Below are 21,360 nucleotides of genomic sequence, written 5' to 3' on the forward strand. Positions count from 1 at the left end.
CGCCAGCATGGCTCAGCTCAGGCCGAGCGTCACCCAGGCAAGCGTCGCATATCGCCCGGTCTTCGCCATCGCCACCAGCAGCAGGAAGACCGGCAGCGGCTCCCGCAGCGCGCCGGCCACCAGGGTCAGCGGGTCGCCGATCAGCGGCATCCAGCTCAGCAGCAGCGACCATTTGCCCCAGCGCCGGTACCAGCCCTCCGCCCGCGCCAGCGCCTCGCCCTTCAAGGGGAACCAGGGCCGGTCGCGGAAGCGGTGCAGCTGCCGCCCGAGCCACCAGTTCACCGCCGAGCCCAGGGTATTCCCCGCGCTCGCCACGGCGACCAGCAGCCAAGGCGGCAGGCTGCCTTCCAGCAGCAGCCCCACCAGCACCGCCTCCGACTGCAGCGGCAGGATCGTCGCCGCGGCCAGGGCGACGAGGAACAGGGTCGCACAGGCCAGCAGGCTCGCCGTCATGCCGCCATCCTAGCGACGATTCGCCCTGGCATCGCCTGTCAATTCAGGCTTACACTTATGGTGACGGATAAATCTGACACAAGGGGAGGGCGCCGGAATGCCGTTGCTGGGCCGCAGGCCGGTGCTGAGCCAGGCCGACCTCGAAGCCTGCCGCACCCTGCTCAAGGGCGGCTCGAAAAGCTTCCACGCCGCCTCCCGCCTGCTGCCGCGCCGGGTCTGCGAGCCGGCCGCGGCGCTCTATGCCTTCTGCCGCGTCGCCGACGACGCCATCGACCTCGACGGCTCGCTCGGCGCCCTGGCCCTGCTGCACCGCCGGCTGGACGCCATCTACGCCGGCCAGCCCATGGATACGCCGGCCGACCGGGCGCTCGCCGCCGTCGTCACCGCCTATGGCATCCCCCGCGCCCTGCCCGCCGCCCTGCTGGACGGATTCGCCTGGGACCGCGAGGGCCGCCGCTACGAGACCATCGCGGCGCTGGAGGAGTATGCCGCCCGCGTCGCCGGCTCGGTCGGCGCCATGATGACCCTGCTGATGGGCGCCCGCGCGCCCGAGGTCGTCGCCCGCGCCTGCGACCTCGGCGTCGCCATGCAGCTCTCGAACATCGCCCGGGATGTGGGGGAGGATGCCCGCGCCGGCCGCCTCTACCTGCCGCTCGCCTGGCTGCGGGAGGAAGGGCTGGACCCCGAGGCCTGGCTGGCGAACCCCGTCTTCGATGCCCGCATCGGCCGCGTGGTCCGCCGCCTGCTGGCCCGCGCCGATGCGCTCTACCGGCGCTCGGAATCCGGCATCGCCCGGCTGCCGCTGGCCTGCCGTCCCGGAATCGGCGCCGCCCGCTACATCTATGCGGAAATCGGCGCGGAGGTGCTGCGCCACGGCGGCGACAGCGTCTCCCGCCGCGCCGTCGTCTCAGGGCGCCGCAAGCTGGCCCTGCTGGCCCGCAGCCTCGGCGCCATCGCGCTGCCGGCCCGGGCCCTCGCCGCGCCGCCGCTGGAGGCGACGCGCTACCTGGTCGAGGCCATCCCGCGCCGGCCGGTGGTCGAGGAGACCGGCATCGGCCGGCTCGTCGACCTCTTCCTGCTGGCGCAGGACCGCCGGCAGGCGAGCCCGCCGGCCTAGCCGACCACCCGGCGGTACAGGTGCCAGGTCGCATGCCCCAGCACCGGCATCACCACCGCCAGGCCGATGAAGGCGGGCAGGGAGCCCAGCATCAGCAGCACGGCGACGATCAGCCCCCAGACCGCCATCGGCAGCGGATTGGCCAGGCAGGCGCGGATCGAGGTCCGCAGCGCCGTGGCGATGCCGACATTGCGGTCCAGCAGCAGCGGCACCGAGACCACCGTCAGCATCAGCACCGCGACGGCGAAGCCGAAGCCGACGAGGTTGCCCAGCAGGATCAGCCGGTGCCCTTCCGGGGTGTGGAACACCGCCTGCGCCAGCGCACCGAAGCTGCCGGGGACCGGGCCCACCGTCGCCTCGAAGATCGCCCGCGCCGCGGCAAGCCAGGCGACGAAGACCACCGTCAGCAGCAGCCCCACCCCGGCGATGGAGAGAAAGGACGGGTCGCGCAGGACGTCGAAGGCATTCAGCCAGCTCGCCGGCTCGCCGCGTTCCCGCCGCCGGCTGATCTGGTACAGCCCCACGGCCGCGACCGGCCCGACCAGCGACAGCCCCGCCACCAGCGGGAAGATCAGCTGGATGGTGTTGTCCCCCGCCAGCATCCGCGCCGCGACGAGCCCGACGATCGGGTAAAGCACGCAGAGGAAGACGAGCTGCGTCGGCGTGGCGAGGAAATCATCCCGTCCCTTGGCCAATGCCTGCCGCAGGTCCGGCAGGCCGATGCGGTGGATGACAGGATCGGCAACCTCGAGCGCGGCGCCATTGGTCCAGGCGATAGCCATGGGCGTACTCCCTTGAGGGATCCCGACCCCGACCTGGAGCCGAGACTTCGCCCACTGATATGGCACTGCCATACGAACCGGCAGGGATCACCATCCCGCGATGACAAAACTGATTGACGCTTCTGTCCATTAAGAATGACACTTCCAGCCGACAACAAAAGCTGACACGCATTCCGTGGGCAGCTTCGGTGGGAGGTTCCATGGACGCCGTGACGCGGATTGAGCGTGCCCTCAACGCCTCCATGGACCTGGCCGCCTCGCCCGGCAGTCCGCCCCGCCTGGCGGAGGCCATGCGCTACGCCGTCTTTCCGCGGGGCGCCCGCATCCGCCCGCGCCTCTGCCTCGCCGTCGCCGGCGCCTGCGGCGACGACCAGCCCGGCCTGACCGATGCCGCCGCCGCCTCGATCGAGCTGCTGCACTGCGCCTCGCTCATCCACGACGACCTGCCCTGCTTCGACGATGCGGCGACCCGCCGCGGCAAGCCCAGCGTCCACCGCGCCTTCAGCGAGCCGCTGGCGGTGCTGGCCGGCGATGCGATGATCGTCCTCGCCTTCCAGATCATGGCCCGCGCCGCGGCCGGCGCGCCGCAGCGGCTGGGCGGGCTGATCCTCACCATCGGCGATTCGGTCGGCATGCCGCATGGCATCGTCGCTGGCCAGGGCTGGGAGAGCGAGCCGCGCTGCGACCTGGCGCAGTACCAGCAGCAGAAGACCGGCTCCCTCTTCGCCGCGGCGACCGCCGCCGGCGCCGCCGCCTCGGGGGCCAACCCCGACGAATGGCGCCGGCTCGGCGACCGCCTCGGCGAGGCCTACCAGGTCGCCGACGACATCCGCGACGCCGTCTCCGACGAGGAGGAACTGGGCAAGCCGATCGGACAGGATGCCGCGCATCACCGGCCCAATGCGGTCGCGCTCTTCGGCCTCGACGGTGCCATCGACCGGCTGCGGGCGCTGGCCGCCGATGCCGTCGGCGCCATCCCGTCCTGCCCCGGCGCCGCCGACCTTCGCGCCGTCATCCTGCTCGAGACCCAGCGCCTGCTGCCGCGCAGCCTCGCGGCCCGGGCCGCCTGAGTGTCGGCGAGCCTGATGGAGCAACCGCGCCTGCTGGACCGGCTGCGCGACCACTACGACCGCATCCTGGCCAGCCCGCGCTTCCGCCAGCTCGCCACCCGCTTCCCGCTGACCCGGCCGGTGGTGCGCCGCCGGGTGCGCGCGCTCTTCGATCTCTGCGCCGGCTTCGTCTATTCCCAGGTGCTGCTCGCCTGCGTCCGCCTGCGGCTGTTCGAGATCCTGACGGAAGGCCCGCAGGATACCGCGACGCTCGCCGGCCGCCTCGCCCTCTCGCCCGATGCGACGCTGCGGCTGCTGAACGCCGCCGCCTCGCTCAAGCTTGTCGCCAGGCGCCGCGGCGGCCGCTGGGGCCTCGGCGCGCTGGGCGCCGCCATGGTGGACAACCCGGCCGTCACGGCGATGGTCGAGCACCATGCCATGGTCTACGGCGACCTCGCCGACCCCGTCGCCTTGCTGCGCCGCGATCGCGGAGGGAACGGCCTCTCCGGCTACTGGCCCTATGCCGAGACCGACCGCCCCTCGGCGCTGCGCCCGGATCAGGTCGCCGCCTATACCACCCTAATGGCGGCCTCCCAGCCGATCATCGCCGCCGAGATCCTCGGCGCCTATCCGCTGCGCGGCCACAAGCGCCTGCTCGATGTCGGCGGTGGCGACGGCAGTTTCCTCCGCGCCGCCGCGGCTGCGGCGCCCGGCCTGCAGCTCATGCTGTTCGACCTGCCCGCCGTCGCCGAACGCGCCCGCGCCCGCTTCGCCGAGGCCGGCCTCGCCCATCGCGCGCAGTGCTTCGGCGGCGACTTCGGCGCCGATGCGCTGCCCGAGGGCGCCGACCTCATCAGCCTGGTCCGCGTGGTGCACGACCACGACGACGACCGCGTGCTGCTGCTGCTGCGCGCCGCCCGCCGCGCCCTCGCCCCCGGCGGCACCCTGCTGCTGGCCGAGCCCATGTCCGGCACCCCCGGCGCCGAGCCCATCGCCGAGGCCTATTTCGGCTTCTACCTCCTCGCCATGGGCACCGGCCGCGCCCGCACGCCGACGGAGCTGGAAGCCCTGCTCCGCGCCGCCGGCTTCGGCGCGCTGAAGCTGCTGCCCACCAGCACGCCGCTGCTCGCCCGCGTCATGGTTGCCAAGCCAGCCTGACACCGCCGCCGCTTAAACTGTCGTTTCTGATTGACAGTCGGGGGCGTCAGGCTAAGGTGACAGTAAGCCGGAAAGGGGAGGGCGGATATCGTGGAAACCATCGCAGTCCTGCTCCAGGAACCCGAGCACCTCCTGCTCAGCCGTCTCGAGCTGACCCCGCCCGGCGCCGCGGATGTCGTCGTCGACGTGGAGTGGAGCGGCATCAGCACCGGCACCGAACGCCTGCTCTGGTCCGGCCGCATGCCGATGTTTCCCGGCATGGGCTACCCGCTGGTGCCCGGCTACGAATCCGTCGGCCGCATCGCCTTCGCGGGGCCTGAGTCGGGCCGCGAGATCGGCCAGCGCGTCTTCGTCCCGGGCGCCCGCTGCTTCGGCCCGGTGCGCGGGTTGTTCGGCGGCGCCGCGCGTCGCCTCGTCACCGCCGGCGCCAAGGTCGTCCCGGTCGCGGAGTCCCTGCGCGAGCAGGGCGTGCTGCTGGCGCTGGCCGCCACCGCCTACCACGCCGCCGCCGGTGCGGCGCAGCCGGACCTCATCATCGGCCACGGCGTGCTCGGCCGCCTGCTGGCCCGCCTGGCGCTGGTCGCCGGCGCCCCGCCGCCGACGGTGTGGGAGACCAATGCCGGCCGCCGCGACGGCGCCACCGGCTACCGCGTGATCGACCCCGCCGAGGATGCGCGCCGCGACTACCGCGCCATCTACGACGTCAGCGGCGACAGCGGGTTGCTGGATACGCTGATCGGCCGCCTCGCGCCGGGCGGCGAGATCACCCTCGCCGGCTTCTACGCCGCGCCGCTCACCTTCGCCTTCCCGCCCGCCTTCCTGCGCGAGGCCCGCATCCGCGTCGCCGCCGAATGGCGCGAGCCCGACATCGCCGCGGTCAATGCGCTGATGGCCGACGGCCGCCTCTCGCTCGACGGCCTCATCACCCACCAGGCCGCCGCACCCGAGGCGCCTGCCGCCTACCGCACCGCCTTCACCGACGCTGCCTGCCTGAAAATGGTCCTGGATTGGAGCTCGTGCTCATGAACGCTGCTGTCGGCAAACCCTCCTCCGCCGAGGCCATGCAATCCGCGCTGCGCGACGAAGCCGCGCAGGAACCGGACGCCGTCCACACCGGCCCGGTGAAGAAGGAAACCCAGATCATCGCCATCTATGGGAAGGGCGGCATCGGCAAGTCCTTCACCCTGGCGAACCTCAGCTACATGATGGCGCAGCAGGGCAAGCGCGTGCTGCTCATCGGCTGCGACCCGAAATCCGACACCACCAGCCTGCTGTTCGGCGGCCGCGCCTGCCCGACCATCATCGAGACCAGCAGCAAGAAGAAGCTGGCCGGCGAGGCGGTGCAGATCGGCGACGTCTGCTTCAAGCGCGACGGCGTCTATGCCATGGAGCTCGGCGGCCCCGAGGTCGGCCGCGGCTGCGGCGGCCGCGGCATCATCCACGGCTTCGAGCTGCTGGAGAAGCTCGGCTTCCACCAGTGGGACTTCGACTACGTGCTGCTCGACTTCCTCGGCGACGTGGTCTGCGGCGGCTTCGGCCTGCCGATCGCCCGCGACATGTGCCAGAAGGTCATCGTCGTCGGCAGCAACGACCTGCAATCCCTCTACGTCGCCAACAACGTCTGCTCGGCGGTGGACTACTTCCGGCGCCTGGGCGGCAACGTCGGCGTCGCCGGCCTGGTCATCAACAAGGACGACGGCACGGGTGAAGCGCAAGCCTTCGCCGCCGCGGTCGGCATCCCGGTCCTGTCGGCCATTCCCGCCGACGACGACATCCGCCGCAAGTCCGCCAACTATGAGATCGTCGGCACCCCCGGCAGCCCCTGGGCCAGCGTCTTCGAGACGCTCGCCGAGCAGGTTGCGACGGCCCCCCCGGTCCGCCCGACCCCGCTGACGCATGACGCGCTGCTCGGCCTGTTCAAGGGCGATGCGGTCGGCCGCGGCGTGGTGCTGAACCCCGCCACCATGGAAGACATGTGCGGCAGCGCCCTGGTCGAGAAGCCCTCCCTCGAAGTGGTCTACGAGGGCAGCTGAGCCATGGCGACCGAAGCCCCCTCCTGCCACGGCGGCCGCGAGACCATGCTTGACGCCGCCCGCACCGCGGGCAAGTCGGAGCAGGTGGCCCGCATGCTGGCGGACTACCCGCGCGGCCCGCACGACCAGCCGCAGAGCATGTGCCCGGCCTTCGGCTCGCTGCGGGTCGGGCTGCGGATGCGCCGCACCGCGACCATCCTCTCGGGCAGTGCCTGCTGCGTCTATGGCCTGACCTTCACCAGCCACTTCTACGGCGCCAAGCGCACCGTCGGCTACGTGCCTTTCAATTCGGAATCCCTCGTCACCGGCAAGCTGTTCGAGGACATCCGCGAGGCGGTGCACGAGACCGCCAGGCCGGCGGACTACGACACCGTCATCGTGATCAACCTCTGCGTGCCCACCGCCTCCGGCGTGCCGCTCGACCTGCTGCCGAAGCAGATCGACGGCGTCCGCATCATCGGCATCGACGTCCCCGGCTTCGGCGTCCCGACCCATGCCGAGGCCAAGGACGTCCTCGCCGGCGCCATGCTCCGCTATGCCCGCAACGAGGCCGAGGCCGGCCCCGTCGCCCGCCCCCGCAACCTGGTGGATGGCGAGCCGACCGTCGCCCTCATCGGCGAGCTGTTTCCCGCCGACCCGATGGGCGTCGCCGCCCTGCTCGCGCCCATGGGCCTCGCCGTCGCGCCGCAGACCCCGGCCCGGGAATGGCGCGACCTCTACGCCGCGCTCGACTGCGAGGTCGCCGCCGCGGTGCATCCCTTCTACACCGCCAGCATCCGCGAGTTCCGCGCCGCCGGCCGCCCCGTGGTGGGCTCCGGCCCGGTCGGCGTGGAGGGCACCGAGGCCTGGCTCAACGCCATCGGCCGCGCCGCCGGCTTGCCGCAATCCCGCATCGACCTCGCCCTCGGCAAGGCACTGCCCGCCATCCGCGCCGCGCTCGATGCCGCGCCCATCAAGGCCCGCGTCACCGTCTCCGGCTACGAGGGCTCGGAACTGCTGGTCGCCCGGCTGCTGGTCGAGGCCGGCGCCGAGGTGCCCTATGTCGGCACCGCCTGCCCACGCACCGAATGGTCCGAGGCCGACCGCGCCTGGCTCGCCTCCCGCGGCACCCATGTCCAGTACCGCGCCAGCCTGGAGCAGGACATGGCGGCGATGCTGGAGGTGAAGCCCGACCTCGCGCTCGGCACCACGCCGCTGGTGCAGAAGGCGAAGGAGCAGGGCATCCCGGCGCTCTACTTCACCAACATGGTCTCCGCCCGGCCGCTGTTCGGCCCGGCCGGCGCCGGCTCCATGGCCGCCATCGTCGCGGCGCAGACCAGGGGGCGGGAGCGCTTCGGCCGCATGGTCAGCTTCTTCGAGGGCGTCGGCACCCCCGATGGCGCCGGCTACGGCTTCCGCGAGAAGCCGGTCGACCCGCCCGGCTTCCGCGACCGCCAGCGCAAGCTGCGGGCGGCCAAGGCCAAGGCCGAAGAAGCGGTGGGGACGTAAGGCGATGCTCGTCCTCGACCACGATCGCGCCGGCGGCTACTGGGGCGCCGTCTATGCCTTCACCGCGGTGCGCGGCCTGCGCGTCGTCATCGACGGCCCGGTCGGCTGCGAGAACCTGCCCGTCACCGCCGTGCTGCACTACACCGACGCGCTGCCGCCGCACGAGCTGCCGGTCGTCGTCACCGGCCTCGACGAGGACAGCCTCTCGAAGAACGGCACCGAGGATTCCATGCGCCGCGCCTCGGCGACGCAGGACCCGGACCTGCCCGCGGTGGTGGTCACCGGCAGCATCGCCGAGATGATCGGCGGCGGCGTGACGCCCGAGGGCAGCAACCTCCGCCGCTTCATCCCCCGCACCATCGACGAGGACCAGTGGCAGGCGGCCGACCGCGCCATCAACTGGCTCTGGACCGAATTCGGCGCGAAGAAGGTGCGCGCCCGCAAGCCCGGCCTGCCGCCGCGCGTGAACATCATCGGCCCCATCTACGGCACCTTCAACATGCCGTCGGACCTCGCCGAGATCCGCCGCCTGGTCGAGGGCATCGGCTGCACCATCAACCTGGTCTTCCCGCTCGGCTCCCACATCGAGGACGTGGCCAAGCTGCCGGACGCCGACGTCAACATCTGCATGTACCGCGAGTTCGGCCGGAAACTGTGTGAGACGCTCGACCGCCCCTACCTGATGGCGCCGATCGGCCTCTTCGCCACCACCAATTTCCTCCGCAAGCTCGGCGAGCTGACCGGCCTCGACCCCGAGCCCTTCATCGAGCGCGAGAAGCACACCACCATCAAGCCGATCTGGGATCTCTGGCGCTCCGTCACGCAGGATTTCTTCGCGACGGCCAGTTTCGCCATCGTGGCGACCGAGACCTACGTCCGCGGCTTCCGGCGTTTCCTCGAGGAGGAGATGGGCGTGCCCTGCGCCTTCTCCTTCGCCCGCCAGCCGGGGATGAAGACCGACAACGCCGCGGTCCGCGCCGCCATCCGCGCCACGCCGCACCTGGTTCTGTTCGGCAGCTACAACGAGCGGATGTACGCGGCCGAGGCCAAGGCCCGCAGCACCTACATCCCGGCGAGCTTCCCCGGCGCGATCATCCGCCGCGCCACCGGCACGCCCTTCATGGGCTATGCCGGCGCCACCTACATCGTGCAGGAATACTGCAACGCTCTGTTCGACGCGCTGTTTCACATCCTTCCCCTCGGCACCGACCTCGACAAGGTCGAGGCGACGCCGGCCCGCCCCGCCGAGCGCTGGGACGCCGAGGCGCAATCCCTGCTCGAGCGGCACCTCGAGACGGAGCCCTTCCTCATCCGCATCTCCGCCGCCAAGCGCCTGCGCGACCGCGCCGAGCGCGACGCGCGCGAAGCCGGCGAGGCCGGCGTCACCGCGCCCCGCGTCGCGCGGCTGCTGCACGAGCTCGCGGAGGGCCGGGTCGGATGACCGCCCCCGCCATCGCCTCTGGCCCACCCGGCACGCCGGGCTGCCAGACACCCGTGGCATCTCCCGCCACGGCCATCCCTGCTGCGCGGGCGAAGCGCGGTAACGGCCGCGAGGCCAGTTCAAGGAGATCCGACTATGGCGGATAGCTACAGGTCCCCTTCCGGATTGACGGAAGCGGAAGCGAAGGAAGTCCACAACCTGCTCATCAAGGGCTGGGCCTTCGCCGTCTTCGCCTCGATGGGCGCGCATATCCTGGTGTGGCTCTGGCGCCCGCTGGTCTACGGGAACTCGGTCGTTCCGCCGGACTGGCGCTTCTTCTGAGCAACCCGGCAGCGTCCTGACGCCGCCCAGGAAAGGAACAGACCATGCAGAACATGCATAAGATGTGGATGCTGTTTGATCCACGTCGCTCCCTGGTTCTCGCCGCGATCGGCGTGATCCTGGTCGCCCTGGTGATCCATTTCGTGGTGCTGAGTTCGCCGCGCTACTGCGATCACCTCGGCTGGTGCTCGACGGCGCAGAATTTCACGCCAGGCCAGCCCGCGGTGCGTCCGCCCGTTCGGTAGCTTCGGGCAAACCGCTCCGGAACAGCGGACGAGGCTGGCGGCCCGCCCGTCTCGTCCACTGTCGAGGGGTACTGCGCGGCGGGTATGGCACTGTCCCGCGCGGATGGGAGGGTCAAGCGATGGCCATGCTGAGCTTTGAACAAAAGTACCGTGTCCGCGGCGGTACACTCGTCGGCGGCGATCTCTTCGATTTCTGGATCGGCCCCTTCTGGGTCGGCTTCTTCGGCATCACCACGGCCTTCTTCACCTTCCTCGGCACGGCGCTGATCCTCTATGGCGCGGCGATCGGCGGGACCTGGAATCCGTGGCTGATCAACATCGCCCCGCCCGACCTGAAATACGGCCTCGGCTTCGCGCCGATGCGCGAGGGCGGCCTCTGGCAGGTCATCACCATCTGCGCGCTGGGCGCCTTCGTCTCCTGGACGCTGCGCCAGGCCGAGATCTCCCGCAAGCTCGGCATGGGCTACCACATCCCCATCGCCTACAGCGTCGCGGTCTTCGCCTACTTCTCGCTGGTGGTCATCCGCCCAGTGCTGATGGGCGCCTGGGGGCACGGCTTCCCCTATGGCATCTTCAGCCATCTCGACTGGGTGTCGAACGTCGGCTACCAGCACCTGCACTTCCACTACAATCCCGCGCACATGATCGCGGTGACCTTCTTCTTCACCACGGTGCTCGCGCTGTCGCTGCACGGCGCCCTCGTGCTCTCGGCGCTGAACCCGCCCCGCGGCGAGCCGGTGAAGACCTCGGAGCACGAGAACACCTTCTTCCGCGACCTCATTGGCTATTCCATCGGCACGCTCGGCATCCACCGGCTCGGCCTCTTCGTGGCGCTGTCGGCCGGCTTCTGGAGCGCGGTCTGCATCATCATCAGCGGCCCCTTCTGGACCCGCGGCTGGCCGGAATGGTGGAGCTGGTGGGCCAACCTGCCGGTCGGGCGATAGGGGGAGGACCGAGACATGCCTGAATACCAGAACATCTTCACCCGCCTGCAGGTCCGGGGGCCGATCTACTCCGGCGTCCCGCTCAGCGCCGAGCACAACACCCGCCAGGCGCGCACCGGCATCAACCACCTCTTCGGCATGCTGGGCGATGCCCAGGTCGGCCCGATCTACCTCGGGATGACCGGGCTGCTGTCGATCATCTGCGGCTTCATCGCCTTCGAGATCATCGGCCTGGTCATGCTCGACAGCGTCGGCTGGAGCCTGTCGCAGTTCATCCGGCAGTTGCCCTGGCTGGCGCTCGAGCCGCCCTCGCCGGCCTATGGCCTGCGCTTCCCGCCGCTGAACGAGGGCGGCTGGTGGATCGTCGCCGGCTTCTTCCTCTCGCTCTCGGTCGTGCTCTGGTGGGTGCGGACCTACCGGCGGGCGCGGGCGCTCGGCATGGGCACCCATGTCGCCTGGGCCTTCGCCGCGGCGCTGTGGCTCTACTTCGTGCTGGGCTTCATCCGCCCGGTGCTGATGGGCAGCTGGAGCGAGGCGGTGCCCTTCGGCATCTTCCCGCACCTCGACTGGACCGCCGCCTTCTCGATCCGCTACGGCAACCTGTTCTACAACCCGTTCCATGCGCTGAGCATCGTCTTCCTCTACGGCTCGACGCTGCTGTTCGCCATGCATGGTGCGACCATCCTGGCGCTCGGCCGCTTCGGCGGCGAGCGCGAGATCGAGCTGGTGCTGGACCGCGGCACCGCGGCCGAGCGCGGCGCGCTGTTCTGGCGCTGGTGCATGGGCTTCAACGCCACCTTCGAATCGATCCACCGCTGGGCCTGGTGGTTCGCCGTCCTCTGCCCGCTGACCGGGGGCATCGGCATCCTGCTGACCGGCACGGTGGTCGACAACTGGTACCTCTGGGCGGTGGAGCACAACTTCGCGCCGCAATACCCGGCCGGCAGCTTCTCGGGCCTGCCCGACCCGGCCACCCTGCCGCCGGCCGAGCCCTTCACCGCCCCCTCGGTCGCCCCGGCCCTGGTGCCCACGCCCACGGCGCCCACCCCCCTGGGAGGAGCAGTGCAATGAGCCTCGTCATCAAGGCCGCGGCGGCGGCGGCGGCCCTGCTTGCCGGCGGCGCGCTGCTGACCACCTTCGAGGCCCCGCCGGTCGAGACCGTGCAGCTCGGCTTCCGCGGCTTGGCCATGGAGCAGGTCTACAACCCCCGGTTTCTGGCCCGTGACGAGGCGGCGAACATCGTCCCCGCCGTCATCCCGAAGGTCGGGGCGGCGGGGCCCAAGGCCGGCGCCATCTACCGCAACGTCCAGGTGCTGGGGGAGCTCTCGGTCACCGAATTCGCCCGGACCATGGCGGCGCTCACCACCTGGGTGGCGCCGGCGCAGGGCTGCAACTACTGCCACAACCCGGAGAACATGGCCTCCGACGAGGTCTATACCAAGGTCGTCTCGCGCCGGATGCTGCAGATGGTCGCCCGCATCAATGCGGAGTGGAAGCCGCATGTCCAGGAGACGGGCGTCACCTGCTACACCTGCCACCGCGGCAACCCGGTCCCGGCCGCGGCCTGGAGCCAGATCACCACGCCGCCCCGCACCGCGGGCCTGTCCGGCGGCACCGCCGGGCAGAACCTGGCCAGCCCGGCGGTCGGGCTGTCCTCCTTGCCCTACGACCCCTTCACCCCCTTCCTGGCGCAGGGCGAGACCCCGGCGAACATCCGGGTGGTGGCGCGGGACCACCTCGCCGGCCGGCCCAACCCGGGCACCAAGGAGACCGAGTGGACCTATGGGCTGATGATCCACATGTCGACCTCGCTCGGGGTCAACTGCACCGCCTGCCACAACAGCCGGGCCTTCTCCCGCTGGGAGCAGAGCACGCCGCAGCGGACCAATGCCTGGCACGGGATCCGCATGGTGCGGGACCTGAACCTCAACTACATCACCCCGCTGGCCCCGATCTTCGCCGCCCATCCGAACGGCCCGGCCAGCGGCCCCGTCAGCGCCCGGGTGGGGCCGGAGGGGGACCCGCTGAAGGTGAACTGCAGCACCTGCCATCAGGGGGTGAACAAGCCCCTGCTCGGCGTCTCCATGCTGCGGGACTACCCGGAGCTGAACGCGGTGCGGGACCAGGGGGCGCCGCCGCCGATCCGGCAATGACCGCCGCGGCCCGGCGCCTGGCGCCGGGCCGCCCGGCCAGGCCGGCAGCATCCCCGGGGCAGGTCGCCGGGGTGCTGCCGGCCACGTCACATCCGCCTTGCGGCGGCGGGTTTGGCGCGGGGGATGGGTTGCGGGGTTACCGGCATCGGCTATATGGAACCTGAACCTTCCCGCGCGCCTGCCTGGCGCGGTCAACCGTCCGTTGCTGCTCCGAGGACGTCACCGCATATGAATTCGCTCGAGCTGAACAAGGTCTTCGCCGCGGTGCTCACCGCCGGGATCACCTTCATGGTGGCCGGTCAGGTCGGCAAGATCCTGGTCCACGGCGAGAAGCCGCATGAAAGCGCCATCCTGATCGGCGACCCCTCCGGCGGCGCCCCCGCCGGCTCCGGCCCGGCGGCCCCCGCCGGGCCGGAGCCGATCTCGGGCCTGCTCGCCAGCGCCGATGTGGAAGCCGGCCAGCAGATCGCCGCCCGCAACTGCGGCGCCTGCCACAGCTTCAACCAGGGCGGCAAGGCCGGCATCGGCCCCAACCTCTACGGCATCGTCGGCGCGCCGCATGGCCATGCCGAGGGTTTCAACTATTCCGCCGCCATCAAGGGCAAGGCCGGCCCCTGGAACTACGACGAGCTGAACGCCTGGCTGTACAAGCCGGCGACCTATGCCCCCGGCACCCGCATGGCCTATGCCGGCCTGGCCAATACCCAGCAGCGCGCCAATGTGGTCGCCTATCTGCGGAGCCTGTCGCCCAACCCGGCGCCCCTGCCGCCGGCCGGCCAGCCCGCCGCCGCCGCGACCCCCGCCGCCCCGATGGGCACGGCCCCGGGCACCCCCCCCGCCGCCCGGCCCGTCTCCAATGCGGAACTGGCGCCGATCGGCCCGCTGCTCGCCGCCGCCAATGTCGAGAACGGCGCCGCCCTGGCCCGCCGCACCTGCGGCGTCTGCCACACCTTCACCGAAGGCGGGCGCAACGGCGTCGGCCCCAACCTCTATGACGTGGTCGGCAAGCCGCATGGCCACCTCGAGAATTTCAACTACTCGGCGGCGCTGAAGGCCAAGACCGGCCCCTGGAACTACGAGGAGCTGAACGCCTGGCTCAACAAGCCGGCGACCTATGCCCCCGGCACCCGCATGGTCCTGGCCGGCATCCCCAAGCCGGAAGACCGCGCCGACATCATCGCCTATCTGCGCAGCCTCTCGCCCAACCCGCAGCCGCTGCCCTGAACCGGGGGGCTGAAGGAAGGCCCCGGGGGCGACCCCGGGGCCTTCGTCAATTCAGCGGCTCAGCTCCCGGGTCATCGCCTCGATCCCGCCGAGGGTCAGCGGGAACATCCGCTTCTCCATCAGCTGCAGCAGCAGCCCGGTCGAATGGGTACGGTCCCAGGCGGCCTGCGGCATCGGGTTCAGCCAGGCGCTGCGGCGGAAATGCCCGGTGATCCGCTGCATCCAGGCGGCGCCCGATTCCTCGTTCCAATGCTCCACGCTGCCGCCGGGCTGGATGACCTCGTAGGGGCTCATGCTGGCGTCGCCGACGAAGATCGCCTTGAAGTCCGGCCCGTATTTCCGCAGCACCTCGAGGGTCGGGACCTCGCTTTCGCGCCGCCGCCGGTTGTCGGTCCAGAGCCGCTCGTAGGGGCAGTTGTGGAAGTAGAAATGCTCGAGGTGCTTGAACTCCGCCCGGCAGGCGGAAAACAGCTCGGCCGAGATCCGCACGTGGTCGTCCATCGACCCGCCGATGTCGAGGAAGAGCAGCACCTTCACCGTGTTGTGCCGCTCCGGCACCATCTTCAGGTCCAGCGACCCGGCATTGTTGGCGGTGGAGCGGATGGTGTCCGGCAGGTCCAGCTCGGTCGCCGCGCCCTGCCGGGCGAAGCGCCGGAGGCGGCGCAGCGCCAGCTTGATGTTGCGGGTGCCGATCTCGATGCTGTCGTCGAGGTCGCGGAATTCGCGCTTGTCCCAGACCTTCACCGCCCGGCGGTGGCGGCTTTCCTCCTGGCCGATCCGCACGCCCTCGGGGTTGTAGCCATGGGCGCCGAAGGGCGAGGTCCCGGCGGTGCCGATCCACTTGGAGCCGCCCTGGTGCCGGCCCTTCTGTTCGGCCAGCCGTTCCTTCAGCTTCTCCATCAGCGCCTCGAAGCCGCCGGCGGCCTCGATCATCGCCTTCTCCTCGTCGGTCAGCAGCTTCTCCGCCAGCTTGCGGAGCCACTCCTCCGGCAGCTGGCGGGAGAGGTCGCCGTCCTCGCCGCCCTCGGGCAGCTCCAGCCCCTTGAAGACCTCGCCGAAGACCCGGTCGAAGCGGTCGAGGTGCCGCTCGTCCTTCACCAGGGTCGCGCGGGACAGGTGGTAGAAGTCGTCGACGCTGTAGTCGGCGACCCCCTCCTTCATGCCCTGCAGCAGGGTGAGGTATTCGGTGATGCTCGCCGGGATGCCGGCGCCGCGCAGCGCGTAGATGAATTGCGCCAGCATCTGCGGGGCCCCCTAGCGCTGCCGCTGCCGCGAGAGGAAGGCCAGCCGCTCGAACAGGTGCACGTCCTGCTCGTTCTTCAGCAGCGCCCCGTACAGCGGCGGGATGGCGGTCTTGGGGTCCTGGCTGCGCAGCACCTCGGGCGGCAGGTCCTCGATCATCAGCAGCTTCAGCCAGTCCAGCAGCTCGGAGGTCGCCGGCTTCTTCTTGAGTTCCGCCACGCCGCGGACCTGGAAGAAGACGTTCAGCGCCTCCCGCGCCAGCTCCTGCTTGATGTCGGGGAAGTGGGACTGGACGATGCGCTCCATCGTCTCGCGGTCGGGGAAGCGGATGTAGTGGAAGAAGCAGCGGCGCAGGAAGGCGTCCGGCAGCTCCTTCTCGTTGTTCGAGGTGATGATGACGACGGGGCGGTGCTTGGCCACCACGGTCTTCCGCGTCTCGTAAACGAAGAACTGCATCCGATCGAGCTCGAGCAGCAGATCGTTCGGGAATTCGATGTCGGCCTTGTCGATCTCGTCGATCAGCAGCACCTGCGGCCGGTCGGCCTCGAAGGCGTCCCACATCTTGCCGCGGACGATGTAGTTGCCGATGTCGTGCACCCGCGCGTCGCCGAGCTGGCCGTCCCGCAGCCGGGAGACCGCATCGTATTCATAGAGGCCCTGCTGCGCCTTGGTGGTGGACTTGATGTGCCACTCGACCAGCGGATAGCCCAGCGACCGCGCCACCTCGTGCGCCAGCACGGTCTTGCCGGTCCCGGGCTCGCCCTTGACCAGCAGCGGCCGCTGCAGCGCCACGGCGGCATTGACCGCGACCTCGAGGTCGCGGGAGGCGATATAGGACGATGTGCTCTTGAAGCCGGCCACGCCTGCCCCCCTTGCTGTGCTGGGGGAGAGGGTGGCGTCTCTCTCCGCTTCGGGCAAGGTGGCATGCCGGCAACGCCGCCGGTTGCCGGAGACCGCCCATGCCAGAGCCCACCCAGGACACGGCCGCCCTTTGGTTCGGCCGCGAGGCCGAGTCGCTGAGCGCCGCCGAGCAATCGGTGCTGGCCGCCGCCCGGCAGCGCGCCATCATCAGCCGCGACGTCGAGCAGGGCTTCGCCGAGCAGCTCAGCTTCGGCCAGCGCCTGGCGGACCAGGTCGCGGTCTTCGGCGGCTCCTGGTCCTTCATCATCGTCTTCGCGGTGATCCTGGCCGCCTGGGTCCTGCTCAATACCCTGCTGCTGGTCCGGCCCTTCGACGCCTATCCCTTCATCTTCCTGAACCTGATCCTCTCGATGCTGGCGGCCATCCAGGCCCCGGTCATCATGATGAGCCAGAACCGCCAGGCCGCCCGGGACCGGGCCGACGCGGCGCATGACTACGAGATCAACCTCAAGGCCGAGATCGAGATCATGGCCCTGCACGACAAGCTGGACCACCTCCGCACCGAGCAGATCGAGGCGCTGCTGACGAAGCAGCAGGAACAGATCGCCCTGCTGACCCGCCTGCTGCAGGCCGCTCCGCCCCGGGCCTGACGCGGCCCGGGGCGCGCCGCCTCAGACCTTGGCCAGCCCCGCCGCCTTCATCGCATCGCCCAGCGACACATCGGCCTTGGCCATGTGCTCGCCGAAGCCGGCGGCATCGGCATAGACCATCCCGAAGCCGCGGGCGTTCAGGAAGTCCTTGTATTCCTGGCTGGCGAAGACCTTGCCCAGCGCCGCATCCATGGTCGAGACCACCGCCGCCGGCAGGCCCGGCGGGCCGGCGATCCCGCGCCAGGCGCCGGAGTTGTAGTCCACCCCCATCGCCTCCTTCAGCGTCGGGATATTGGGGAAGGCGGAGAGCCGCTCCGGCGCCATCACCGCGAGGCTGCGGGCACGCCCGGCATCCAGCATGGCGCGGGCCTCCGGCACCGAGCAGGTGGTGAAGTCGAGGCCGTTCGCCGCCAGGTCCTGCATCGCCGGCGCCGCGCCGTTGGAGGGCACCCAGCGCACGTGGTCGGCCTTCAGCCCCATGGCGCCCAGCCAGCCGGCCAGCGCCAGGTGCCAGATGCCGCCCTGGCCGGTGCCGCTCGCCTTGAACTTGCCGGGGGTGCTGGCCTTGATGGCGTCGGCCAGCTGCTTCACGTCCTTGTAGGGCGAATTGATGTTCACCTGGATGCCCGGCGGGTCGTTGTTCATCAGCCCGAGCGGCGTGTAGTTCTTGTAGGTGACCTCGGTCAGCCCCTGCCAGTGCAGCATGCAGATCTCGGCGGTGATGATGCCGAGGGTGTAGCCATCGGCCGGCGCCGCGGCGATGGCGGCATGGCCCACCACGCCGGAGCCGCCGGTGCGGTTCACCACGTTGAAGGGCTGGCCCAGCTCCTTCTCCAACAGGATGGCGACGATGCGCAGCACCGCATCGGTGCCGCCGCCGGCCGCCCAGGGGCAGAGCATCTGCACCGGCCGGGCCGGCCACTTCGGCTGGGCGAGGGCCGGGCCGGCGAGGGGGCCGGCGAGCAGGGGGGCGGCCAGGGCAGTGGCGGCCCCGAGCAGGCCGCGGCGGGTCAGGTCATGCATGATTCTATTTCCTCCGGCGTCGTTATGATCAACTGCTACTCTGCCGCGCCGCGCGGCTGCAAGCGCGCACCGCCGGTGCGGTTCCAGATCCACACCCCGAGCGGCCAGAGCAGCGCGCCGATGGTCATGGCCGCCAGCACCGCCGAGACCGGCCGTTCGAAGAAGGGCAGCACGTCGCCGTCCGACTTGATCAGGCTGGTGACGAAATTCGTCTCCACCATGCTGCCCATGACGATGCCGAGCACCAGCGCCGCCACCGGATAGCCGTTCCGCTCCATCACGAAGCCGAGGATGCCGAAGGCGCCGACCAGCCCCACCGAGAACAGGTTGTTCCCCGTCGCATAGGCGCCGACCGCGCACAGCAGCAGGATCACCGGCATGATCGAGGCCCGCGGCGCCCGCAGCACGGTGGAGGCCATGCGGATCATGACGATGCCGAGCGGGATCATGATGATGTTGGCGATGATGAAGATGAGATAGAGCGCATACATGCTGCGCGCATTCTCGGTGAACAGCGTCGGCCCGGGGTTCAGCCCCTTCATGTAGAGCACGCCGATGGCGATCGCCGTGATGGTGTCGCCGGGGATGCCAAACAGCAGCGCCGGCACCCAGCCCGAGGCGAGCGAGGCGTTGTTGGACGCCCCCGCCTCGACCAGCCCTTCCGGGTGGCCGGTGCCGAAGAGCTCCGGCGTCTTCGAGAATTTCTTCGACATGGCGTAGCTGACCCAGGCCGCCATGTCGGCGCCGGCGCCCGGCAGCACGCCGATGATGATGCCGATGAAATTGCCCCGCCACATCGGCTTCTGGTACTTCTTCGTCAGCATCCACTGGTTGGCCAGGATGCTGCCGAACTTCCGCTTCGGCAGCTTCGGCGGCTCGGCCGAGGCCATGGCCCGCATCACCTCGCTCACGGCGAAGACGCCGACCAGCGCCGGGATCGGCTCGATGCCGCCCAGCAGGTCGGTCATGCCGAAGGTGAAGCGCGGCGTCCCCGCCGGGTTCTCCATCCCGATGCAGGCGATCAGCAGCCCGAGCAGCATGGAGGCGATGGCCTTGATCGGGCTCGACCGCGCCACCAGCGTCGCGCACATCAGCCCGAGGAAGGCGAGCCAGAAATACTCGTAGGTCGAGAAGGACAGCGCCATCTCGGCCAGCAGCGGCGCCATCAGCACCAGCGACAGCGTCCCCACGATGCCGCCGATGGCGCTGAACCAGAGGCCGGCGCCCAGCGCCATCTCCGCCTGGCCCTTGCGGGTCATGGCATAGGCCTCGTCGGTATAGGCCGCGCTCGCCGGCGTGCCGGGGATGCGCAGCAGGCAGCCCGGGATGTCGCCGGAGAAGATCGCCATGGCGGATGCCGTGATGATGGTGGCGATGGCCGCGATGGGCGAGAGCCAGAAGGTCACCGGCACCAGCAGCGCCGTCGCCATGGTGGCCGAGAGCCCCGGCATGGAGCCGACCACCAGCCCGTAGATCGCCGAGGCGACGATGGCGATGACCACATCCGGCGCGGCGACCAGCCGGATGGCTTCGTATAATTCGCTCATGCTACCACGGGGCTCCGAGCAGTCCTTCGGGCAGGGGCACCCGCAGCAGCTTGTAGAAGGCCAGGTGCACGATCAGCGGCGCGACCAGCGCCAGCGGCACCGCGAGCCTCGCCCGGGCCCCGAGCGCGAAGGCGCCGACCAGCACCATCAGGAAGGCGGTCAGCAGGAAGCCCAGCGGCTCCGCGGCGAACATGTAGAACAGCAGCAGGGCCGGGGGCACCAGCACCCGCAGCCCGTAGAAGCGGGACCGCCCGGGCACCGCCTCCTCCTCCTCCGGCACCTCGAAGCTGTGGCCGATGCCGAGGGCGATCATCGCCCCGCACAGCATCAGGCCGCCGCCGATGAGCATGGGAAAGGCCGCCGGCCCCACATCCTGCCCCGGCACGCCCGGCAGCCTCGAGCCGCTCCAGGCCGCAAGCCCCCCCAGCCCCACCAGGACCGCGCCGGTCACCCGGTCGGATAATTGCACGCGGCAGCCTCCTTGGATTTTCTTCCCTGGACGGCACCATAGCGAACCGGCCGGTTCCCTCCAGCCGCATATTCGTGACCGGAACGAAGGCCGCCGGCCGGGGGGAGGTTGGCGCCTTGCCCCGGCCGGTCCATGATCGGGGAAATTGCATAGCCCGCTATCGGAGACGTCCCCACAATGGCACAGCCCGCCGCATGAGCATCGCCTGGCAGGACCAGCTTCATTCCATCGAGGCCACCGACCGCGGGCTCGAATCCGCCGGCTACATCGCCAACCGCTCCATCTCCACCGCCGTCTACCTGGCGCATCACCTGCGCAAGCCGATCCTGGTCGAGGGCCCGGCCGGCGTCGGCAAGACCGAGCTCGCCAAGGCGCTCTCCTCCTGGCTCGGCCTCAGCCTGATCCGGATGCAGTGCTACGAGGGGCTCGACGAGAGCAAGGCGCTGTACGAGTGGAAATACGGCAAGCAGCTCCTCTACACGCAAATCCTGAAGGACCGCCTGGGCGCGGTGCTGGGCGAGGAGCCCGGGCTCGAGTCCGCGCTCACCAAGCTGCACGGCTTCAGCGACCTGTTCTTCTCCGAGCATTTCCTCGAACCCCGCCCGCTGCTGCGCGCGCTGCGGGAGCCGGGCGGCGCCATCCTGCTGGTCGACGAGGTCGACAAGGCCGACCAGGAATTCGAGGCCTTCCTGCTCGAGATCCTCTCGGACTACCAGGTCTCGATCCCCGAGATCGGCACCATCAAGGCCGATGTCCCGCCCATCGTGCTGCTCACCTCGAACAGCCAGCGCGACCTGGGCGACGCGCTCAAGCGCCGCTGCCTGCACCTGCACATCGGCCTGCCCGATGCCCGGCTGGAGGCCCGCATCATCGCGACCCGCGTCCCCGGCGTGGAGGAGAACCTCCGCCGCCAGCTCGTCGCCTTCGTCCAGCAGATCCGCACGCTCGACCTGAAGAAGCAGCCCTCGGTCAGCGAGACCATCGACTGGGCCCGCGTCCTGGTGCTGCTGCACGTCCGCGAGCTCGACCCGACCCTGGTGCGGGAGACGCTGAACGTGCTGCTGAAATTCGAGAGCGACATCGAGGCGGTGGAGCCGCAGCTCGGCGAGCTGCTGCTGAAGGCGAAGCGCGAGGCGGTGCCCGTCCGGTAATGGCCCAGG

Annotated in this window: 22 protein-coding genes; 15 read left to right on the forward strand and 7 right to left on the reverse strand. The window is 70.4% G+C overall.

What is annotated here, in order from left to right; genetic code table 11:
• Positions 1 to 12 precede the first annotated feature (12 nt).
• On the reverse strand, positions 13 to 453 hold the full coding sequence (locus tag QWZ14_RS24680; protein WP_290319636.1) for a YqaA family protein: 441 nt from the start codon (positions 451 to 453) through the stop codon (positions 13 to 15).
• Positions 454 to 550: 97 nt separating this feature from the next.
• On the opposite strand from QWZ14_RS24680, the gene QWZ14_RS24685 reads away from it, so the two are divergent.
• The gene (locus QWZ14_RS24685) at positions 551 to 1,570 is read left to right on the forward strand and encodes a phytoene/squalene synthase family protein (RefSeq protein ID WP_290319637.1); all 1,020 of its coding nucleotides are present in this window, start codon (positions 551 to 553) and stop codon (positions 1,568 to 1,570) included.
• Here QWZ14_RS24685 and QWZ14_RS24690 read toward each other — a convergent pair.
• Entirely contained in the window at positions 1,567 to 2,352 is a 786-nt protein-coding gene (locus QWZ14_RS24690; protein ID WP_290319638.1) for a DUF2189 domain-containing protein, read from the reverse strand. The two genes, QWZ14_RS24685 and QWZ14_RS24690, sit on opposite strands and share 4 nt — an antisense overlap.
• A 200-nt stretch (positions 2,353 to 2,552) precedes the next feature.
• Between QWZ14_RS24690 and QWZ14_RS24695 the strand changes: the two genes are divergently transcribed.
• From QWZ14_RS24695 to QWZ14_RS24750, 12 genes are all read left to right on the forward strand, one after another.
• Entirely contained in the window at positions 2,553 to 3,422 is an 870-nt protein-coding gene (locus tag QWZ14_RS24695) for a polyprenyl synthetase family protein (RefSeq protein WP_290319639.1), read from the forward strand.
• Between the two features lie 15 nt (positions 3,423 to 3,437).
• Complete coding sequence (locus QWZ14_RS24700; RefSeq protein WP_290319640.1) at positions 3,438 to 4,559, forward strand: methyltransferase; 1,122 nt, start codon at positions 3,438 to 3,440, stop codon at positions 4,557 to 4,559.
• A 90-nt stretch (positions 4,560 to 4,649) separates the two neighbouring features.
• Positions 4,650 to 5,585, forward strand: a complete 936-nt coding sequence (bchC, locus tag QWZ14_RS24705; RefSeq protein ID WP_290319641.1) for a chlorophyll synthesis pathway protein BchC — start codon at positions 4,650 to 4,652, stop codon at positions 5,583 to 5,585.
• Entirely contained in the window at positions 5,582 to 6,592 is a 1,011-nt protein-coding gene (locus QWZ14_RS24710) for a chlorophyllide a reductase iron protein subunit X (RefSeq protein ID WP_290319642.1), read from the forward strand. Before bchC ends, QWZ14_RS24710 begins: the two co-directional genes overlap by 4 nt.
• A gap of 3 nt (positions 6,593 to 6,595) precedes the next feature.
• The gene (gene bchY / locus QWZ14_RS24715) at positions 6,596 to 8,080 is read left to right on the forward strand and encodes a chlorophyllide a reductase subunit Y (RefSeq protein ID WP_290319643.1); all 1,485 of its coding nucleotides are present in this window, start codon (positions 6,596 to 6,598) and stop codon (positions 8,078 to 8,080) included.
• 4 nt (positions 8,081 to 8,084) lie between these two features.
• The gene (gene bchZ / locus QWZ14_RS24720; protein WP_290319644.1) at positions 8,085 to 9,521 is read left to right on the forward strand and encodes a chlorophyllide a reductase subunit Z; all 1,437 of its coding nucleotides are present in this window, start codon (positions 8,085 to 8,087) and stop codon (positions 9,519 to 9,521) included.
• Between the two features lie 135 nt (positions 9,522 to 9,656).
• Positions 9,657 to 9,842 carry a M14 family metallopeptidase gene (locus QWZ14_RS24725; protein ID WP_290319645.1) on the forward strand — a complete coding sequence of 62 codons (186 nt, stop codon included), beginning with the start codon at positions 9,657 to 9,659 and terminating at the stop codon, positions 9,840 to 9,842.
• A 44-nt stretch (positions 9,843 to 9,886) separates the two neighbouring features.
• Positions 9,887 to 10,087: a light-harvesting antenna LH1, alpha subunit gene (pufA, locus tag QWZ14_RS24730; RefSeq protein ID WP_290319646.1), complete on the forward strand. Its 201-nt coding sequence runs from the start codon at positions 9,887 to 9,889 to the stop codon at positions 10,085 to 10,087.
• A gap of 119 nt (positions 10,088 to 10,206) precedes the next feature.
• The gene (gene pufL / locus QWZ14_RS24735) at positions 10,207 to 11,031 is read left to right on the forward strand and encodes a photosynthetic reaction center subunit L (protein ID WP_290319647.1); all 825 of its coding nucleotides are present in this window, start codon (positions 10,207 to 10,209) and stop codon (positions 11,029 to 11,031) included.
• Positions 11,032 to 11,046: 15 nt separating this feature from the next.
• Complete coding sequence (gene pufM, locus QWZ14_RS24740; protein WP_290319648.1) at positions 11,047 to 12,102, forward strand: photosynthetic reaction center subunit M; 1,056 nt, start codon at positions 11,047 to 11,049, stop codon at positions 12,100 to 12,102.
• Positions 12,099 to 13,184, forward strand: coding sequence for a photosynthetic reaction center cytochrome PufC (pufC, locus tag QWZ14_RS24745; protein ID WP_290319649.1), 1,086 nt, complete (start codon positions 12,099 to 12,101; stop codon positions 13,182 to 13,184). Before pufM ends, pufC begins: the two co-directional genes overlap by 4 nt.
• Before the next feature lie 228 nt (positions 13,185 to 13,412).
• A complete protein-coding gene (locus QWZ14_RS24750) occupies positions 13,413 to 14,408 on the forward strand; it encodes a c-type cytochrome (RefSeq protein ID WP_290319650.1) in 996 nt (331 codons plus the stop codon).
• Positions 14,409 to 14,459: 51 nt separating this feature from the next.
• On the opposite strand, the gene QWZ14_RS24755 is transcribed toward QWZ14_RS24750, so the two are convergent.
• Positions 14,460 to 15,650 (reverse strand): vWA domain-containing protein, encoded by a 1,191-nt coding sequence (locus tag QWZ14_RS24755; RefSeq protein ID WP_290319651.1) that lies wholly within the window; start codon positions 15,648 to 15,650, stop codon positions 14,460 to 14,462.
• 12 nt (positions 15,651 to 15,662) lie between these two features.
• The gene (locus QWZ14_RS24760) at positions 15,663 to 16,511 is read right to left on the reverse strand and encodes an AAA family ATPase (RefSeq protein WP_290319652.1); all 849 of its coding nucleotides are present in this window, start codon (positions 16,509 to 16,511) and stop codon (positions 15,663 to 15,665) included.
• Between the two features lie 98 nt (positions 16,512 to 16,609).
• On the opposite strand from QWZ14_RS24760, the gene QWZ14_RS24765 reads away from it, so the two are divergent.
• Positions 16,610 to 17,161 (forward strand): DUF1003 domain-containing protein, encoded by a 552-nt coding sequence (locus QWZ14_RS24765; protein WP_290319654.1) that lies wholly within the window; start codon positions 16,610 to 16,612, stop codon positions 17,159 to 17,161.
• Positions 17,162 to 17,182: 21 nt separating this feature from the next.
• On the opposite strand, the gene QWZ14_RS24770 is transcribed toward QWZ14_RS24765, so the two are convergent.
• From QWZ14_RS24770 to QWZ14_RS24780, 3 genes are read right to left on the reverse strand one after another with little or no spacing between them, the layout of a single operon-like run.
• Positions 17,183 to 18,184, reverse strand: a complete 1,002-nt coding sequence (locus tag QWZ14_RS24770) for a tripartite tricarboxylate transporter substrate binding protein (RefSeq protein WP_290319655.1) — start codon at positions 18,182 to 18,184, stop codon at positions 17,183 to 17,185.
• A 35-nt stretch (positions 18,185 to 18,219) separates the two neighbouring features.
• On the reverse strand, positions 18,220 to 19,731 hold the full coding sequence (locus QWZ14_RS24775) for a tripartite tricarboxylate transporter permease (RefSeq protein WP_290319656.1): 1,512 nt from the start codon (positions 19,729 to 19,731) through the stop codon (positions 18,220 to 18,222).
• 1 nt (position 19,732) lies between these two features.
• Positions 19,733 to 20,200, reverse strand: coding sequence for a tripartite tricarboxylate transporter TctB family protein (locus tag QWZ14_RS24780; RefSeq protein WP_290319657.1), 468 nt, complete (start codon positions 20,198 to 20,200; stop codon positions 19,733 to 19,735).
• Positions 20,201 to 20,394: 194 nt separating this feature from the next.
• On the opposite strand from QWZ14_RS24780, the gene QWZ14_RS24785 reads away from it, so the two are divergent.
• Complete coding sequence (locus QWZ14_RS24785; RefSeq protein WP_290319658.1) at positions 20,395 to 21,351, forward strand: AAA family ATPase; 957 nt, start codon at positions 20,395 to 20,397, stop codon at positions 21,349 to 21,351.
• Positions 21,352 to 21,360: the final 9 nt, after the last annotated feature.

Origin of the sequence: Paeniroseomonas aquatica (assembly GCF_030409335.1) — a bacterium.
Taxonomy (GTDB): domain Bacteria; phylum Pseudomonadota; class Alphaproteobacteria; order Acetobacterales; family Acetobacteraceae; genus Belnapia; species Belnapia aquatica.

What these genes read in the sequence shown, in the direction of transcription:
- pufM (WP_290319648.1), top strand. Translation starts at nt 11,047, where the DNA reads ATGCCTGAATACCAGAACATCTTCACCCGCCTGCAGGTCCGGGGGCCG.
- bchY (WP_290319643.1), top strand. Translation starts at nt 6,596, where the DNA reads ATGGCGACCGAAGCCCCCTCCTGCCACGGCGGCCGCGAGACCATGCTT.
- QWZ14_RS24770 (WP_290319655.1), bottom strand. Translation starts at nt 18,184, where the DNA reads ATGCATGACCTGACCCGCCGCGGCCTGCTCGGGGCCGCCACTGCCCTG.
- QWZ14_RS24785 (WP_290319658.1), top strand. Translation starts at nt 20,395, where the DNA reads ATGAGCATCGCCTGGCAGGACCAGCTTCATTCCATCGAGGCCACCGAC.
- bchZ (WP_290319644.1), top strand. Translation starts at nt 8,085, where the DNA reads ATGCTCGTCCTCGACCACGATCGCGCCGGCGGCTACTGGGGCGCCGTC.
- pufL (WP_290319647.1), top strand. Translation starts at nt 10,207, where the DNA reads ATGGCCATGCTGAGCTTTGAACAAAAGTACCGTGTCCGCGGCGGTACA.
- QWZ14_RS24755 (WP_290319651.1), bottom strand. Translation starts at nt 15,650, where the DNA reads ATGCTGGCGCAATTCATCTACGCGCTGCGCGGCGCCGGCATCCCGGCG.
- QWZ14_RS24750 (WP_290319650.1), top strand. Translation starts at nt 13,413, where the DNA reads ATGAATTCGCTCGAGCTGAACAAGGTCTTCGCCGCGGTGCTCACCGCC.
- QWZ14_RS24725 (WP_290319645.1), top strand. Translation starts at nt 9,657, where the DNA reads ATGGCGGATAGCTACAGGTCCCCTTCCGGATTGACGGAAGCGGAAGCG.
- pufC (WP_290319649.1), top strand. Translation starts at nt 12,099, where the DNA reads ATGAGCCTCGTCATCAAGGCCGCGGCGGCGGCGGCGGCCCTGCTTGCC.
- QWZ14_RS24765 (WP_290319654.1), top strand. Translation starts at nt 16,610, where the DNA reads ATGCCAGAGCCCACCCAGGACACGGCCGCCCTTTGGTTCGGCCGCGAG.
- QWZ14_RS24685 (WP_290319637.1), top strand. Translation starts at nt 551, where the DNA reads ATGCCGTTGCTGGGCCGCAGGCCGGTGCTGAGCCAGGCCGACCTCGAA.
- QWZ14_RS24680 (WP_290319636.1), bottom strand. Translation starts at nt 453, where the DNA reads ATGACGGCGAGCCTGCTGGCCTGTGCGACCCTGTTCCTCGTCGCCCTG.
- QWZ14_RS24700 (WP_290319640.1), top strand. Translation starts at nt 3,438, where the DNA reads ATGGAGCAACCGCGCCTGCTGGACCGGCTGCGCGACCACTACGACCGC.
- QWZ14_RS24690 (WP_290319638.1), bottom strand. Translation starts at nt 2,352, where the DNA reads ATGGCTATCGCCTGGACCAATGGCGCCGCGCTCGAGGTTGCCGATCCT.
- QWZ14_RS24775 (WP_290319656.1), bottom strand. Translation starts at nt 19,731, where the DNA reads ATGAGCGAATTATACGAAGCCATCCGGCTGGTCGCCGCGCCGGATGTG.
- QWZ14_RS24710 (WP_290319642.1), top strand. Translation starts at nt 5,582, where the DNA reads ATGAACGCTGCTGTCGGCAAACCCTCCTCCGCCGAGGCCATGCAATCC.
- QWZ14_RS24695 (WP_290319639.1), top strand. Translation starts at nt 2,553, where the DNA reads ATGGACGCCGTGACGCGGATTGAGCGTGCCCTCAACGCCTCCATGGAC.
- pufA (WP_290319646.1), top strand. Translation starts at nt 9,887, where the DNA reads ATGCAGAACATGCATAAGATGTGGATGCTGTTTGATCCACGTCGCTCC.